Origin of the sequence: Mucilaginibacter endophyticus, from assembly GCF_003351025.1 — a bacterium.
In the GTDB taxonomy this organism is placed as follows: Bacteria; Bacteroidota; Bacteroidia; order Sphingobacteriales; family Sphingobacteriaceae; genus Mucilaginibacter; species Mucilaginibacter endophyticus.
Genome location: NZ_QPCG01000001.1, coordinates 1,416,616 through 1,430,251, shown reverse-complemented (window position 1 = coordinate 1,430,251; position 13,636 = coordinate 1,416,616). Strand labels below are relative to the sequence as shown.

The window sequence follows — 13,636 nt, the reverse complement described above, 5'->3', positions numbered from 1 at the left end:
AAGCAAATCTTATCACGCTACCAGCCAAGCCAATTTTACTAACCTACATTTATAAATTATGAAAAAAACGATCTACCTGTTGCTCCTGAGCTCTTTTATTACCGCGGTAAGCTGCAGTAAGGGAAAGGAAGTTACACCTGCTACTACCAAGCCCGATACCAATCCCCCTACTCCAACCGATAACAACACCGGCTTTAGCAGTGCAGATGCCGATCTTGCTTATACCGCGTTCAATAATGCCTTTTATGATTCAAACAATAAGCTTTATTTCAGCACCACCAAAAAAGACGGCGTAGCCGCTATATGGACACAGGCTGTTTACTGGGATATGGCCATGAATGTTTATGAACGCACCAAAGCCCCGGCACAATTAACCCGGATCAGTGATATATACCAGGGAAACTACAATCATTACGATGGCTACAACTGGAACAATACTACCGTTTGGTTTATTTATGATGATATGATGTGGTGGGTGATTGCTCTTGCACGTGCCAACCAGCTTACAGGCAACGCCGCCTATCTTGATAAAGCAAAAGCCGGATTTGAGCGGGTATGGAATGGCTCGTACGACTCGGTAGATGGCGGCATGTTCTGGGACTTTCAGCACAGCGGTAAAAACTCGTGCATCAATTTCCCAACTGTTATAGCAGCCATGAAACTGTATAGCATCACCAAAGATGCATCGTATCTTGACAAGGCCAAATCTATCTACACCTGGTCAAAAACCAATTTGGTTGATGCATCGGGCAAAGTGAACGACAATAAAATCGGCAATAACCCGGCTGGTGGTCAGGATTATACTTATAATTCGGGCACGGCCATTGGCGCGGCCATGGCGCTATACAAACAAACCAACGATGTAGCTTACCTGAATGATGCTAAACTATATGCCGATTATGTTAAAAACAACCTGTGTACCAACGGCATACTTCCTGCCGAAGGCGATTTTAACGAACAAGGTGTGCTAAAAGCTATTTTTGCCCAATATATAGTACAGTTGATAAATGATGGCGGTCAAAGCCAGTACTTGAGCTGGATTCAAACCAACGTCAACACAGGCTGGAAGAACCGCGACGCCCGTAATCTAACTTACCGTAATTATGCTGTAAGCACACCTACCGGCGATATTCAATCTTACGAAGCCAGTAGTATTGTAACCTTCATGCAGTTGATACCGCCAACCAAATAAAAATAATAACTCTTGTTATTTACAAACAGAGGCGCAAGGATTTTCCTTAGCGCCTCTGTTTGTTTTTATTGGGAATAATATGAGAGTATCTAACTTTAAATCGTCCACAATTGTGGCGTGTCCCTAAAATGATTAATCTCTTCAATCACATCCACTACTTCGTCGTATGATAGCTCGTGTTCGCCATCAGCAAAATAACTAAACACTTTGCCCGGCTGCTCAAAGCTGACATACCCGAGATAATCAGGATTGGTTTTCTTATTTGGCAGCAAAAGCCTGTCGGGTTGGTTTAGCCTGGCAAGAATCGAGTCGTCGCGCCGGAAAATACTGTAGGTATAAGTTAAAAACGGGTGCCCATCGGCATGCGCCTCACTTTCGGGCATGATTACAAGTGACAGGTTATTAGCTGTGGTTACGAAAAAAGGCTTCATAATGCAGGTGTATTCACTTGGTAAAGCAAGAGCAATGCCACAAAGCGCGTTTCGCTAAAATTAATTTACTATCAGTATAAATAACTTTTTTAGATAAAGGATGATTTATGGCATGATTTTTAAAGCGTTATATATAACAAACTAAAAACATCAAACTATGAGATCACTATTGTATATCATCGCGGTAATCCTGATTATAGGATGGGCGATCAGCGTTTTTGCCTACTCGGCAACAGGTTTAATACATGCTTTATTGGTAATTGCCGTTATTTCATTTTTACTGGGCATTATCAGGAACCCATCAACAGTTTAATACTGAAAACTATCTTATAAATTAAACAAAGCGCGGGCCATAAGCCCGCGTTTATTGTTTCTGTAAAATGTCACACAAACCCCAAAAACATTTGTTAACCATATAATAAATTTATAGCCATGACATTATCCGACGAAGAATTCAGGGAAGAATATAAGCCGCTGCACATCCCGGCGCATTTTGACGTACAGGACACCCAACAGAACAAAGCAATTTATGCCCTGGCCCAAATTGGCGAAGGCACTGTAAACAGTGTATTAAAAGAGTTGGAAACCCTGCAGCCCGGCATTGTGAATGAACAGCTTACCGCCCTGGTTAAAACTACCCTGGCCGACCTGTTCAACAAAGGCCTGCTCAAAGGCGAAGAGCATAACGGGCAAATGCACTATAACCTTAGTAAAATTACGGAAGCCAACGACGGATCAACCAGGCATGAATAAGTTAAATCCAAAAAGGGTCCGGCTAATCCTCTTCCCCGTTTAAATTTGCGGTGAGTACATCACTCATATAATCAAAAAACGGCCGCATGCTTTTAAATGTATCCGAAGCCTTATTTACAAAATCCGTGCTTAAAGCGTCCGCATCGGTAAAACGGCGCCTTACTAAAAACTGTTTGTACCTTAACAGCTCAATGGCATCATCATCCGCGGCGTAACCTTTGGGTGTTGTTTTAAGCTGTTCACCTTCCAAAATACCAAAAGCTGTTTTAAATTCATTACTGTTTATTATCTGCTTTAAAGGCGATGGATCAAAGGCGATATCGTCGCGGATCCGTTTAAGATCAGGCGTGTTAGGCGCCCAAAAACCGCCTCCTACAAAAGTATTTCCCGGTTCCAGGTGAAAATAATACCCGCCCCTGCGATGTTTGCCTGCACGTTTAAAACCGCCGCTCCAATTGCTTTTAAAAGGTGTTTTATCTTTTGAGAAACGGATATCGCGGTAAATACGGTGCAACGCTTTTTTTGCAGTAGGCGTTTCAATTACATCATGCGTGTTAACCAAATTCAATAACCCTTCAGTAAAAGTCTCCACATACTCCAGTTGCAGCTGATAAGCTTCTTTATTTTGTGCAAACCATTCGCGGTTATTGTTGTGTTTCAGTTGCCTCATAAAATCGAATACAGAGGCGGGTAATAATAGTTGGCTCATAGTTAAAGATGACCTGCAAAAGGCAGATGACCAAATTAGAGAAATTTGCAACCGGGCCAAAATCAGAAACTTTGTATTACAATTAGATGATGTTTTGATTTTAAAAACAAAAAACAACCGCATCGCATTTTTACTGAAAAACCTATCTTAGCCAAACAATTAAACCTCCTATGAAAAGGCGCTCCTTTGTTAAATCAACCCTGTTAACCGGTGTAACCGCAACTGTTTTACCTGCTATGAGCAACGCTATAGAAACCGCCCCCAAAACTGCCGAGTATTATGAGCTAAGAGTATACAGCCTCAAAAGTCAGGAACAGCAAAAGCTTGTTGAGGATTTTTTGAAAGATACCGCCATACCTGCGCTTAATCGTTTAGGCGTAAAACACGTAGGTGTATTTACCGAAATGAAACCCGAAGGCCAAACCAGGCTTTTTGTATTGATACAATTTAACAGTATCGCCCATTTCAGCACGGTAACAGAAAGCTTTGACACCGATGTCCAATTACAGGCTAAAGGGGCGGCTTATCTGAATGCCCCGGCCGCATCCCCCGCTTATGAGCGTATTGAAAGCTCATTATTAAAAGCATTTGTACACATGCCACACCTGGAAGTGCCGGAAAATAAGGCAAGGATTTTTGAATTGCGACAGTACCAAAGCGCCACCGAGGCCGCCGGGAAAAAGAAGATTGAAATGTTTAATGATGAAGGTGAAATAGATGTTTTCAAACGGCTTGGTTTCAAACCCGTTTTTTGGGGCGAAACGGTTATCGGTCCGCAAAGGCCTAACCTTACTTATATGATCACCTTTGATGATATGGAAGCGAAAAACACCCATTGGAAAGCGTTCGGTAGCGATCCTGAATGGAAAAAGATTAGTGCTGTACCCGAATATGCCGACGCTTTGTTGGTTAGTAAAATAACATCAACTATGCTGGTGCCCACAGCCTATTCGCAGATATAATTTTTTTAGCCATGTTTTTTTTCAGACTTACGAAGTTTTAAAAACTTCGTAAGTCTTTAGACTCACTGCTCCCTCCCCACAAATCCAAAATCGAAATTTCCAATTCCGAAATCCCGCCTCTCCCCTACATCACCTCTACTACCTGTTTTAGCATTTGTTTTATATAAATATTGATTTAAATTGGAATTGGATTTTACCGGGTCTCCCCAAAAATCAAAACCAATTTATAACCAGCCAGATAACCGTAAACAATGCTCAAAAAAAGATACTCTTTTTTAGCTCTTATTGCTCTTATACCCTTAAGTTTCATTTTAACCCAATGCTATAACTCCACTCCTGCTGATCCGAGGGGCGAAATTTACGCGGGATCCGAGAGTTGCAAAAAGTGCCATAGTGATGTTTATAGCTCATTTCTGCATACCGCGCATTTTCAAACATCGCAGTTGGCTAATATTCATAACATCCGGGGTAGCTTTGCCAAAGATTCCAATACGTTTGAGTTTGGCATGGGTCAAAAAATAGTAATGGAAAAGCGTAATGACAGCCTTTACCAGGTAGGTTACCTTAATGGAAAAGAAACCGAAGCCGAGCCTTTTGATATTGCCATTGGTAATGGTAAAGCCCAAACCTACATGTACTGGAAAGGCAAAATACTGTATGAACTGCCAGTATCCTATTTTGCGGCTATCCATAATTGGGCCAATAGTCCTGGCTATTTGCCTGATCATATGAATTTCGGTCGCCCTATTTTGCGCAGATGCCTGGAGTGCCATAGTTCGTACGTAAAAGAACTTCCGCCGCAGGCTGGCGATTTCGGTTTTGAAAAAGCATCGCTCGTTTATGGTATCGACTGCGAGCGCTGCCATGGTCCTTCAGCCAACCACGTTAACTACCATACTGATAATCCGGATGATAAAAAAGCAAAATACATTGCTACCTATGCGTCTTTATCCCGCACGCAAAAAATGGATGCCTGCGCGGTTTGTCACTCGGGCAATAAAAACATTCCCCAGCGGTCATCGTTTGAGTTCGCAATGGGCGATACCCTGTTAAAAGACCGCACCCAACCCCGTGTAACGCCCGGCAGCAACATGCCCGATGTTCATGGAAACCAATATGACCTTCTGATAGCCAGCAAGTGCTATACCATGAGTAAAATGGATTGCGGCAATTGCCATAACCCACACGTAAGCCAACCGCAAAGCATAGTAGCCTATACACAAAAATGCCTGAGCTGCCACAGTGAGGCTAACCATAATTTTTGCAAACTGGCACCGCAAATGGGTACGGCTATAAAAACATACTGTATCGACTGCCACATGCCCAATAAGGCATCAAACGTGATCAGGCTTGAAGCTGCCCAAAGTAAAATGAAAGTACCTTACATGGTAAGAAGCCACTACATTGGCATTTATCCGGAGGAGACCAAAAAGATTCTCGATTTTGTAAATGGCAAAAAAGGGGTGTAATTTTTGTAATGATATTTTAAATTCACCAAAAACATATAAACCATGTCATTCCAGGGATATTTAAAAACAATAAAAGAAAAAACGGGTAAAGAACCTGCTGATTTCAGGCAATTGGCCGAAGAAAAAGGTTTTACAAAAAATGGCGACCTGCTTGCAAAAGCCGGCGATGTTACCAATTGGCTTAAGGCAGATTTTGAACTGAGGCATGGTCATGCCATGGCTATTTACGCTTTATTGAAAGGGATTAAGAACGAAGACAGCGAGTAGACTGAATTGCTTACTCTCTTCAGTTCAAGAAATATAATCCAATATCAATTATAAATCACATAATACAATCTGATGGCGATCAGGTATATCGATATCAGCTCTCCTTTAATACAGGCAGCCCTTTCCCCGGGCGAAAGCGTTTTATGGGGTATGAAAAGATATTTACAAACTGAGATGAGGTTTCTTTTTATGGTAGATAATGTTTTCATGTTGGCTTTGCTTTCGGTTGATGCTTTTTAATTTACACCAGCCATTGCCAAACAGAGGCCAAACACCTATCACACTAAAAATCAAATACTTAAATAAAAACAACACTTATTTACAATCACTATATTTCGCAATATTACTTAGCAACGTCGAAATTCAGTGATTATCAATGCCCTCACACCCTTATTCTTCGAAGGTGAATAACAGGATTTAACCCCGGGAAGCCAACCTGCAATCTTCTTAAGCATTTGAGGACACATATTGGTATAAAGCTTTCCGATCAGTTTTCGGTACTTTGACAATAATTCCCGCATCCTCCATCCGCTTTAAGTGCCCATAAATAGAGCCTATGCTAAAAGTGGCTCCATTGGCTTTTACATCAAGCCAAATGGTTTCGGCATCCACAGGCTCCCGATGATCCATCAGGTATTTTAAAATAACCTGAGATATAGGTCGTAACTTTATTTCATTAATCAAATCATGCATAGCAGGTGCAATCAGGCATTAGTGTTTTTTTATAAAAAAATACCGGCCAGAGATCTACATCTCCGACCGGCATGTGATAAAGGTTAAAACTTAAATGAAGCCGAGGCAATCAGCTGGCGCAAAGGCTGCGGGTTAGCTGTAAACGACGGCGACCAGTATTTTTTATTACCGATATTATTGGCAGCAATCCCCAAACGCCATTTAGGTTGTTCATAAAACACGGTAGCATTCACCAGTACAAATGATGGGATCACGATGGTATTGTCAAGGTCATAATAGCTTTTTTGGGCATAGTTACCACCTACGCCAAAACCAAAGTCCTGTAGTATAGTGCCCGGTTGAAATTTATAGCTACCCCAAAAATTAGCCACATTTCTTGGCGTACCGGTTACATCCTTACCCTCGCCGGATGTAGCGCGGATGTATTGATTTTTGTTGTAAACATATCCCGCAAGGAAGTTAAGGCCCTCTACAGGGTTAGCAACAATGCTTACCTCTGCTCCCTGGCTTTTTTGTTTACCGTCCTGATAGGTAAAATTGGCGTTATCGTAACGCAAAGCGTCACGCACATCAATATTGTAGTAACTTACCGTTGCCGAAAGCCTGTTATTGGCTGTACTTACTTTAACACCACCTTCCCATTGAAAAGCATGCTCTGGCTTTAAAACAACACGCGTACCGTCAGGCTGTACAATTGGGCCATTGTTGGTAAAACCGCTCATATAGTTACCAAAAATGGATACCTGGTCTTTAACTGGTTGATATATTAAACCCAATTTTGGGGTAAGTGATGTTTGGCTATATCCACCATTGCCTTTAAGCTGATACCGGTCGACACGTAAGCTAACCAGCGTCATCAGCCTGTCTGTAATATTTACTAAATCAGAGGCGTAGGTGGCGTACTGGTTAAACTCTGAAGGATATAAACCGGCAAAGCCGTTTTGAATAGCTTTATCAGCCAATTGTTGAGTAACCGGACCATATGATTTAGTAATGTCGATAGTATCGATAGTGGCGCTGGCATAGGTAAAATCGCTTTTGGTGTGAATATAATCCAGTCCCCAAACCAGACGGTTACGGACCTTGCCGATCTTGAAATCGCCTTTTAAATTATGCTGAACATCTGTATTGATGGTAGTAATAGGGCCAAATAATGAGATACCACGTTCTATCAGTGTAGGACTGATGAACGTAGGATATGCCTGATAACTTTTGGCAACCTTTTCGTTGTTTACAGAGATATTGGTTTGCGATGTCCAGCTATCATTGATCTTGTATTTAGCCTCAAAATATGAACGGAAGGTATTGGTCACAGCGTTGATTCCATCGCTGTAAAGTGAAGTACGATAATCTAAAGGGTTTTGATTAATATTGGTGATATTCAACCCGGTGTACCGCATATAAGGCACACGGGTAAGATCTTCGTGGTAAATCTCCAGGTCGGCCGACAAAGTAAGGCGATCATTTACCTTATACAGCAGGCTCGGGTCGATGGTAAACGTGTTATTATGGCCGTTTACGAGGTAGCTTTGTTGTTTGTTTACAGCGGCATTAACACGAAATAATGCTGTTTTTTCCTGGTTAAGCGGGGTGTTGATATCGGCAGTAACGCGGTTTAAACCCCAGCTACCTGCCGAATAAGTGATCTCACCTTTAGTTTCGGCTGTAGGCTTTTTAGTAACCATGTTGATAGCACCACCATAAGATGATACCGTGTTGCCAAACAACGTAGCCGATGGGCCTTTTAATACTTCAAAGTGATCAACATTCACAGGATCAACAGATGAGCGACCGGCCGCTATGAACTGGATGCCGTTTCGGGCGGCAATCTCGGCCGTAAAACCCCTCAAGGTAATGCTTGTACCACCAGCCGGATCAATAGATGGAACAGCGCCAGGTACGTTTGATAAAGCCTGAGATATATTTACGTTCAGCTGATCTTTAAGCAGCTCACTTGTTACAACATTGTAAACCTGCGGGTTCTCAAGGCTTTTAAGCGGAAGCTTGGCAACATCGTCGCTTTGCTGACGGCTAAACTTATTAATCTTTTTGCCTGATGTTACCACCACTTCCTGCAGTTGCTGGTTGTTTTCGGTAAGGGTAAAGTTAACTTCTATAGTTTCGCCGGCTTTAACCTCAACCGTTTGGCTTTGGGTATTAAGGCCAATGTAACTGGCAACCAGGGTATAAGTACCCGGATTGATATTGTTTATCGTATACATACCGTTAGCGTTTACATGGGTACCTTTATTGCTGCCTTTAAGGGCCACGTTCACAAACTCACCAGGCTGCCCGTCTGACGTGACAACTTTACCCTTAATTGTACCATGCGGGGTTTGGGCCTGCGCAACACTACTAATAAGCAGTAACACAAGGTATCCCAGCCATTTTAGCGTATTGTAAATATTAATTTTTTGTAATGGATTGAATGTAGAAGGTTGACTGCATAGTCGGGAAGAATTCATAGTTTTGTTTAGAATGATTAATTAGATTAAAGGATCGGTTAACATTTACCCGGTGTGAAGTTTGGCGACCAGGCACCGGGGCTTTTTTACTTTCAGGCTATAACCCTACCTGAAAGGCTCATCTCATTAAATCTTTATACTTAGCTCTGCTTCTTTTTACCTATAACTAATGGATAGGCAAGTTGAATGAAGTCGAAAAAAGTAAAACTGCCACGTTGAAGTTTATTCATTTGCAAATTGAAATATTAAAGGATCGGTTAATTGCTGCCCGGTATAAAGTTTGGCGACGGACACCGGGTGGTTTAGGATTGGATAGATTTTTCGCCCCGATTCAGGAACAAATGACCTGGAATTAAGCAGACATCTTATTTTGATGAAAAACCGGGGCGATATTACTTCAAGCAGTGGATTCATAACGGTAACAGATGAGTAATTGGCTACAAAGAAATACTCTATTTAGAATAAATCCAAATAAAAATAGCAATATATTTATTTACAGGAACTTACGCGACATTATTTCAAGCAATACAAAACGGAAAAACAATTACCGAGTGTTTAACAATGAAAGATATTATTCAAGCTAATAAATAACTAATACCAAACAAATAAAGCACAAAAATACCGAAATAAATACTAATAAATAAATATTCAATAATACACAACCTAATTTCCGATCAGGAAATTCAGCAATCAAATCCGCTGCGCAATGCAATTACGCATCAATAAAAAAGAGAGGCCGGTACAAGATTCGAACTTGCGAGCATTCCTTTTGCAGAGGACTCCCTTGAACCACTCGGGCAACCGGCCATGTTGTGGAAATAAAAGGACTTGAACCTTTAACCGACACCGTATAAGGGTGCTACTCTTACCATTGAGCTATATTTCCAGCTGTAAATCAGTAGGGTAACCCGGGCTCGAACCGGGAGCCTCCACATCCCAAATGTGGTAATCCGACCAATTGATATACTACCCTGTAAAGCAAAAAATCCCCTTAGTTTTTATCTAAGAGGATTTTTCAATGTTGTTATAAACTTACTATATATACATAGCTATCTCCTCTGATAAATCAGTATGGGTGATGGACATGGTATACATATTGTTGTTTTCATGATGCAATTATACAAAGAATATTTAAATTAAAAAATAATTATGAAAAATATTTTTTTTCAAATCACATAGAGCCGCGTTAGCGATAGAAGCGGATACCGGCCCGTGAATAAGGCCTGCAGGCGTATGAGCGGATAGCGCGGGCCGCAGGTAACGCCATAAATCAGCTTGCAGTTTTGAGTCTGCAGCTTGCAGTTAATTCTGTCTGAACTCGAATTAAACGAATTAAGGAATTAACAGAAGCCAAGCAAATTCTATAAATTTTTCAATTCGTTTAATTCGAGTTCAGACAACGTAACCATCTCCTTCAAAACAACTTTTAAAAAAAAATAAAAATATTTTTCACTGCGCAAATACACTGCGCAGTAGCCTCTAACCTTTGTATCAACAAAACGAAATAAAGGAGGTTCAAAATGAAATTCAACCTGTTAAGCAGAGTAAAAACCAAAACGACAAATCATGAAGGCGCGAAAGCCTTTACCATGAGTGCCGAAATGGAATTGTACACCACGGTAGTAACCTGGAGCTTAAACGACACCTTTTATGAAAAAGACCAGGCACGTATGGAGCGCCTGCGCAACCTGATAGCTAAATGTAACCCGGTATTTGTTGGTAAACTGGCAGTTTATGCACGTACCAAAATGTATATGCGTTCGGTACCGCTGGTGCTGGTTACCGAATTGGCTAAGCTGCACTCGGGCAACGATCTGGTTGCCCGGGTTACCGACGGGGTTATCGGTCGCGCCGATGAAATCACCGAGTTACTGGCTTGCTATGAAACATTAAACCAGCGCAAGGGCACTAAAAAGCTCAACCGTTTGTCAAAGCAAATGCAAAAAGGTTTATCACAAGCGTTTAACCGCTTTGATGAATACCAGTTTGCTAAATATAACCGCGATGGTGCTATTAAAATGCGCGACGCTTTGTTCCTGGTGCACCCACGTGCCAAAGACGATTTGCAGCAGCTGATCTTTAACAAGATTGCAGCAAACGAACTGCAAACGCCTTACACCTGGGAAACAGAACTCTCGGCTCTTGGTCAGCTGAATTTTGACAGCGCCGAAGCCAGGGCAATAGCGTTCCGCGCCAAATGGGAAGAGCTGATTGATAGCGGTAAAGTTGGCTATATGGCCTTACTGCGTAACCTGCGCAACGTACAGGATGCCGGCGTAAGCTATGCGCACTTTAAAAAAGTATGCGCAACATTAGCCGATGGCGAACAGGTGGCTAAAGCCAAACAGTTCCCATTCCGCTACCTGGCAGCTTACCGCGAGCTGATAACACCTGCATCGGCAGTACAAAATATTGCGAGGGCAGCCAAAGCAGCTATAACAGGCAACAAAGGCCACACCGGAGAACTGCTGGATGCTTTGGAGAAAGCGGTACAGGCAAGCGCAGCCAATATCAGAGGTTTTAATGAAAACACCCGCGTAGTACTGGCCTGCGACGTATCAGGATCAATGCAGAAGCCTATTTCAGCAAAATCAAAAGTGCTGTTATACGATATCGGTTTGATGCTGGCTATGTTACTGCAATCGCGCTGCAAAAATGTAGAAGTAGGTATGTTTGGCGACCGTTGGAAAACCATTGCCATACCACACAACAACATATTAGGCAACGTGCAGGAGTTTTACCGCCGCGAAGGTGAAGTGGGCTATTCAACCAATGGTTACCTGGTTATTCATGACCTGAGTACCCGCCGAGCAATCATGGACAAGGTAATGCTATTTACCGATTGCCAACTGTGGAATAGTAACGGTGGCAGCAACCACATCCAGGAGCAGTGGGTTTATTATAAACAACACATTGCGCCAAAGGCAAAACTGTACTTGTTTGACCTGGCTGGTTATGGCCAGGCGCCATTGCAGCTATTGCAAAACGAAGTGTACTTAATAGCAGGCTGGAGCGATAAAGTTTTTGATGTGTTAGCAGCAATTGAAAACGGAAGCACAGCGCTGGATATCATTAACAAAATAGATTTATAAAACGTGCGGGGACGCTAACATCCCTGCACTTAAAAAAATAAAGATGCCGTTTGCCTGGCGTTACTTCGTCCAAAGTTTAATTACGCGGGCTGCTTATTGCTCTTTATAAAGAAGGTGTCGTTTATAAGTGTTACTTCGATTTCCATTCCTGAAACGTCGGTTTGAGTCCGGCCCCGAAAGGGTAGTTTAGACGATTAGAACGCAGTGTAAGCAAGCACTTATAGCTTATTACCCTTCTTTCAAAATTTTTAAAGAAGATAAGGTGCCGTAAACAAGTACTACTTCGTTTAGGGACGTTAGGGTCGCCGATTCGAACCCGGCCCGCTGGTAACGGCGGTAGCTCAGTTGGTAGAGCATTATGCAGAAGATTTGTTGACCATTGCCCTTATTTTTTGAGAACAACAGCCTAAAGTGTCGTAAACAAGTATTACTTCGCATTTTAACCCCAGGGTCGCCGGTAAAAATCCGGCCTTTAGCCAAAAGCTAAAGTAGCTCAGCCGATCAGAGCATGGGACAACCGAAACACTTGTTGCTTGTTGCCTTCAGTCTGTTGTTCATCATTTTCTTTCACCTAAACCTGTTGCAATCAGGAATAAAGATGCCGTCGGTAAGCGTTACTTCGCACCCTTAATGCTACACCGCGCTTGCTGTCCGTTGCTCTTTATTCCCTGATTTTCAAACAAAGACACAAATCTCTTCGGGGGATAAGTAATGAAAGATGCCGTAAGCGGGTGTTACTTCGATGGTTGAAAACGTGTAACAATACATGTAGCCAGGTTCGAATCCTGAAAGCCACCTGCTGCCTTTTGCTCTTTCATTTTTAGCTTTTAGAGAGCCCACAATCTGCCTATAGGGTCACCTTCTTTCATTTCCGGTATTAATTAAGGTAAACCAAACCTAAAAACCTTAATTATGAAAACCGTTAAAAGAATTGCGAAGGTAATTTTAAGACTCGTGCTGGGCTTTGTGGCATTTGTACTGCTTTACATCTTCGCGGCTTTTATATTTTCTGTATGGAGCGTTAAAAAAGAGGCAAAAACCTCAAATGATGTAGCCATTTATATCCTAACCAATGGCGATCATACAGATATCGTTGTCCCAGTAAAAAATACCGTTACCGATTGGAGCAAGGAAATAAGTTATCAAAATACTATAAGCAGGGATACCACAGCCCGATATTTAGCTATAGGCTGGGGTGATAAAGGCTTTTATCTGAATACCCCTACATGGGCCGATCTAAAGTTTAGTACCGCTTTAAAAGCGGCCTTCGCGCTAAGTACATCGGCTATTCATGCTACTTATTATCAAAGCATGCCCGAAAGCAACGATTGCAAAAAAATAATGATCAGCAATGAACAGTATAAACGGTTGATAGCTTTTGTGGATGACAGTTTTAAAAGAGATGCCGCCGGCAAGATCATCAACATAAAAACAAATGCCAATTACGATAAAAACGATGCATTTTATGAAGCACATCGTAAATATAATATGTTTTATACCTGCAACACCTGGGCCAATAACGCGCTAAAATCATGCGGCCAGACGGCCTGCCTATGGACACCGTTTGACAGGGGCATTTTTTATCATTACAGATAAATAAAAA

12 protein-coding genes and 3 tRNA genes are annotated in these 13,636 nt (G+C 41.9%); 8 read left to right on the top strand and 7 right to left on the bottom strand.

From position 1 onward, the window contains the following. Nucleotides 1-58: 58 nt before the first annotated feature. A complete protein-coding gene (locus DUL71_RS05690) occupies nucleotides 59-1,192 on the top strand; it encodes a glycoside hydrolase family 76 protein (protein WP_114937127.1) in 1,134 nt (377 codons plus the stop codon). Nucleotides 1,193-1,287: 95 nt separating this feature from the next. Here DUL71_RS05690 and DUL71_RS05685 read toward each other — a convergent pair whose 3' ends face one another. After that, nucleotides 1,288-1,623: a hypothetical protein gene (locus DUL71_RS05685; protein WP_114937126.1), complete on the bottom strand. Its 336-nt coding sequence runs from the start codon at nucleotides 1,621-1,623 to the stop codon at nucleotides 1,288-1,290. A gap of 157 nt (nucleotides 1,624-1,780) precedes the next feature. On the opposite strand from DUL71_RS05685, the gene DUL71_RS05680 reads away from it, so the two are divergent. After that, nucleotides 1,781-1,936 carry a lmo0937 family membrane protein gene (locus DUL71_RS05680; RefSeq protein WP_114937125.1) on the top strand — a complete coding sequence of 52 codons (156 nt, stop codon included), beginning with the start codon at nucleotides 1,781-1,783 and terminating at the stop codon, nucleotides 1,934-1,936. 119 nt (nucleotides 1,937-2,055) lie between these two features. After that, on the top strand, nucleotides 2,056-2,376 hold the full coding sequence (locus DUL71_RS05675) for a hypothetical protein (RefSeq protein ID WP_114937124.1): 321 nt from the start codon (nucleotides 2,056-2,058) through the stop codon (nucleotides 2,374-2,376). A gap of 22 nt (nucleotides 2,377-2,398) precedes the next feature. On the opposite strand, the gene DUL71_RS05670 is transcribed toward DUL71_RS05675, so the two are convergent. Then, a complete protein-coding gene (locus DUL71_RS05670; protein ID WP_114937123.1) occupies nucleotides 2,399-3,085 on the bottom strand; it encodes a DUF2461 domain-containing protein in 687 nt (228 codons plus the stop codon). A gap of 170 nt (nucleotides 3,086-3,255) precedes the next feature. Here DUL71_RS05670 and DUL71_RS05665 point away from each other — a divergent pair, with 170 nt between their 5' ends. From DUL71_RS05665 to DUL71_RS05655, 3 genes are all read left to right on the top strand, one after another. Beyond that, nucleotides 3,256-4,047: an NIPSNAP family protein gene (locus tag DUL71_RS05665; protein WP_114937122.1), complete on the top strand. Its 792-nt coding sequence runs from the start codon at nucleotides 3,256-3,258 to the stop codon at nucleotides 4,045-4,047. 251 nt (nucleotides 4,048-4,298) lie between these two features. Then, nucleotides 4,299-5,516: a multiheme c-type cytochrome gene (locus tag DUL71_RS05660; RefSeq protein ID WP_114937121.1), complete on the top strand. Its 1,218-nt coding sequence runs from the start codon at nucleotides 4,299-4,301 to the stop codon at nucleotides 5,514-5,516. Nucleotides 5,517-5,558: 42 nt separating this feature from the next. Further along, nucleotides 5,559-5,783, top strand: coding sequence for a DUF4287 domain-containing protein (locus DUL71_RS05655; RefSeq protein ID WP_114937120.1), 225 nt, complete (start codon nucleotides 5,559-5,561; stop codon nucleotides 5,781-5,783). 447 nt (nucleotides 5,784-6,230) lie between these two features. Here the strand turns inward: DUL71_RS05655 and DUL71_RS05650 are convergent, their stop codons facing one another. The 5 genes from DUL71_RS05650 to DUL71_RS05630 form a co-directional block, all read right to left on the bottom strand. Then, entirely contained in the window at nucleotides 6,231-6,476 is a 246-nt protein-coding gene (locus DUL71_RS05650) for a transcriptional repressor (RefSeq protein ID WP_114937119.1), read from the bottom strand. Between the two features lie 83 nt (nucleotides 6,477-6,559). After that, on the bottom strand, nucleotides 6,560-8,848 hold the full coding sequence (locus DUL71_RS05645) for a TonB-dependent receptor (protein WP_161964381.1): 2,289 nt from the start codon (nucleotides 8,846-8,848) through the stop codon (nucleotides 6,560-6,562). Between the two features lie 826 nt (nucleotides 8,849-9,674). After that, nucleotides 9,675-9,748: transfer RNA gene (locus tag DUL71_RS05640), tRNA-Cys, on the bottom strand. A gap of 6 nt (nucleotides 9,749-9,754) precedes the next feature. After that, a tRNA-Ile gene (locus tag DUL71_RS05635) sits at nucleotides 9,755-9,827 on the bottom strand. A gap of 13 nt (nucleotides 9,828-9,840) precedes the next feature. Next, nucleotides 9,841-9,914, bottom strand: a tRNA-Pro gene (locus DUL71_RS05630). 547 nt (nucleotides 9,915-10,461) lie between these two features. On the opposite strand from DUL71_RS05630, the gene DUL71_RS05625 reads away from it, so the two are divergent. Together DUL71_RS05625 and DUL71_RS05620 are read left to right on the top strand one after the other, a co-directional pair. Beyond that, nucleotides 10,462-12,033: a TROVE domain-containing protein gene (locus DUL71_RS05625; protein WP_114937117.1), complete on the top strand. Its 1,572-nt coding sequence runs from the start codon at nucleotides 10,462-10,464 to the stop codon at nucleotides 12,031-12,033. A gap of 912 nt (nucleotides 12,034-12,945) precedes the next feature. Beyond that, nucleotides 12,946-13,629, top strand: a complete 684-nt coding sequence (locus DUL71_RS05620; RefSeq protein ID WP_114937116.1) for a TIGR02117 family protein — start codon at nucleotides 12,946-12,948, stop codon at nucleotides 13,627-13,629. The last annotated feature ends 7 nt before the right edge of the window (nucleotides 13,630-13,636 follow it).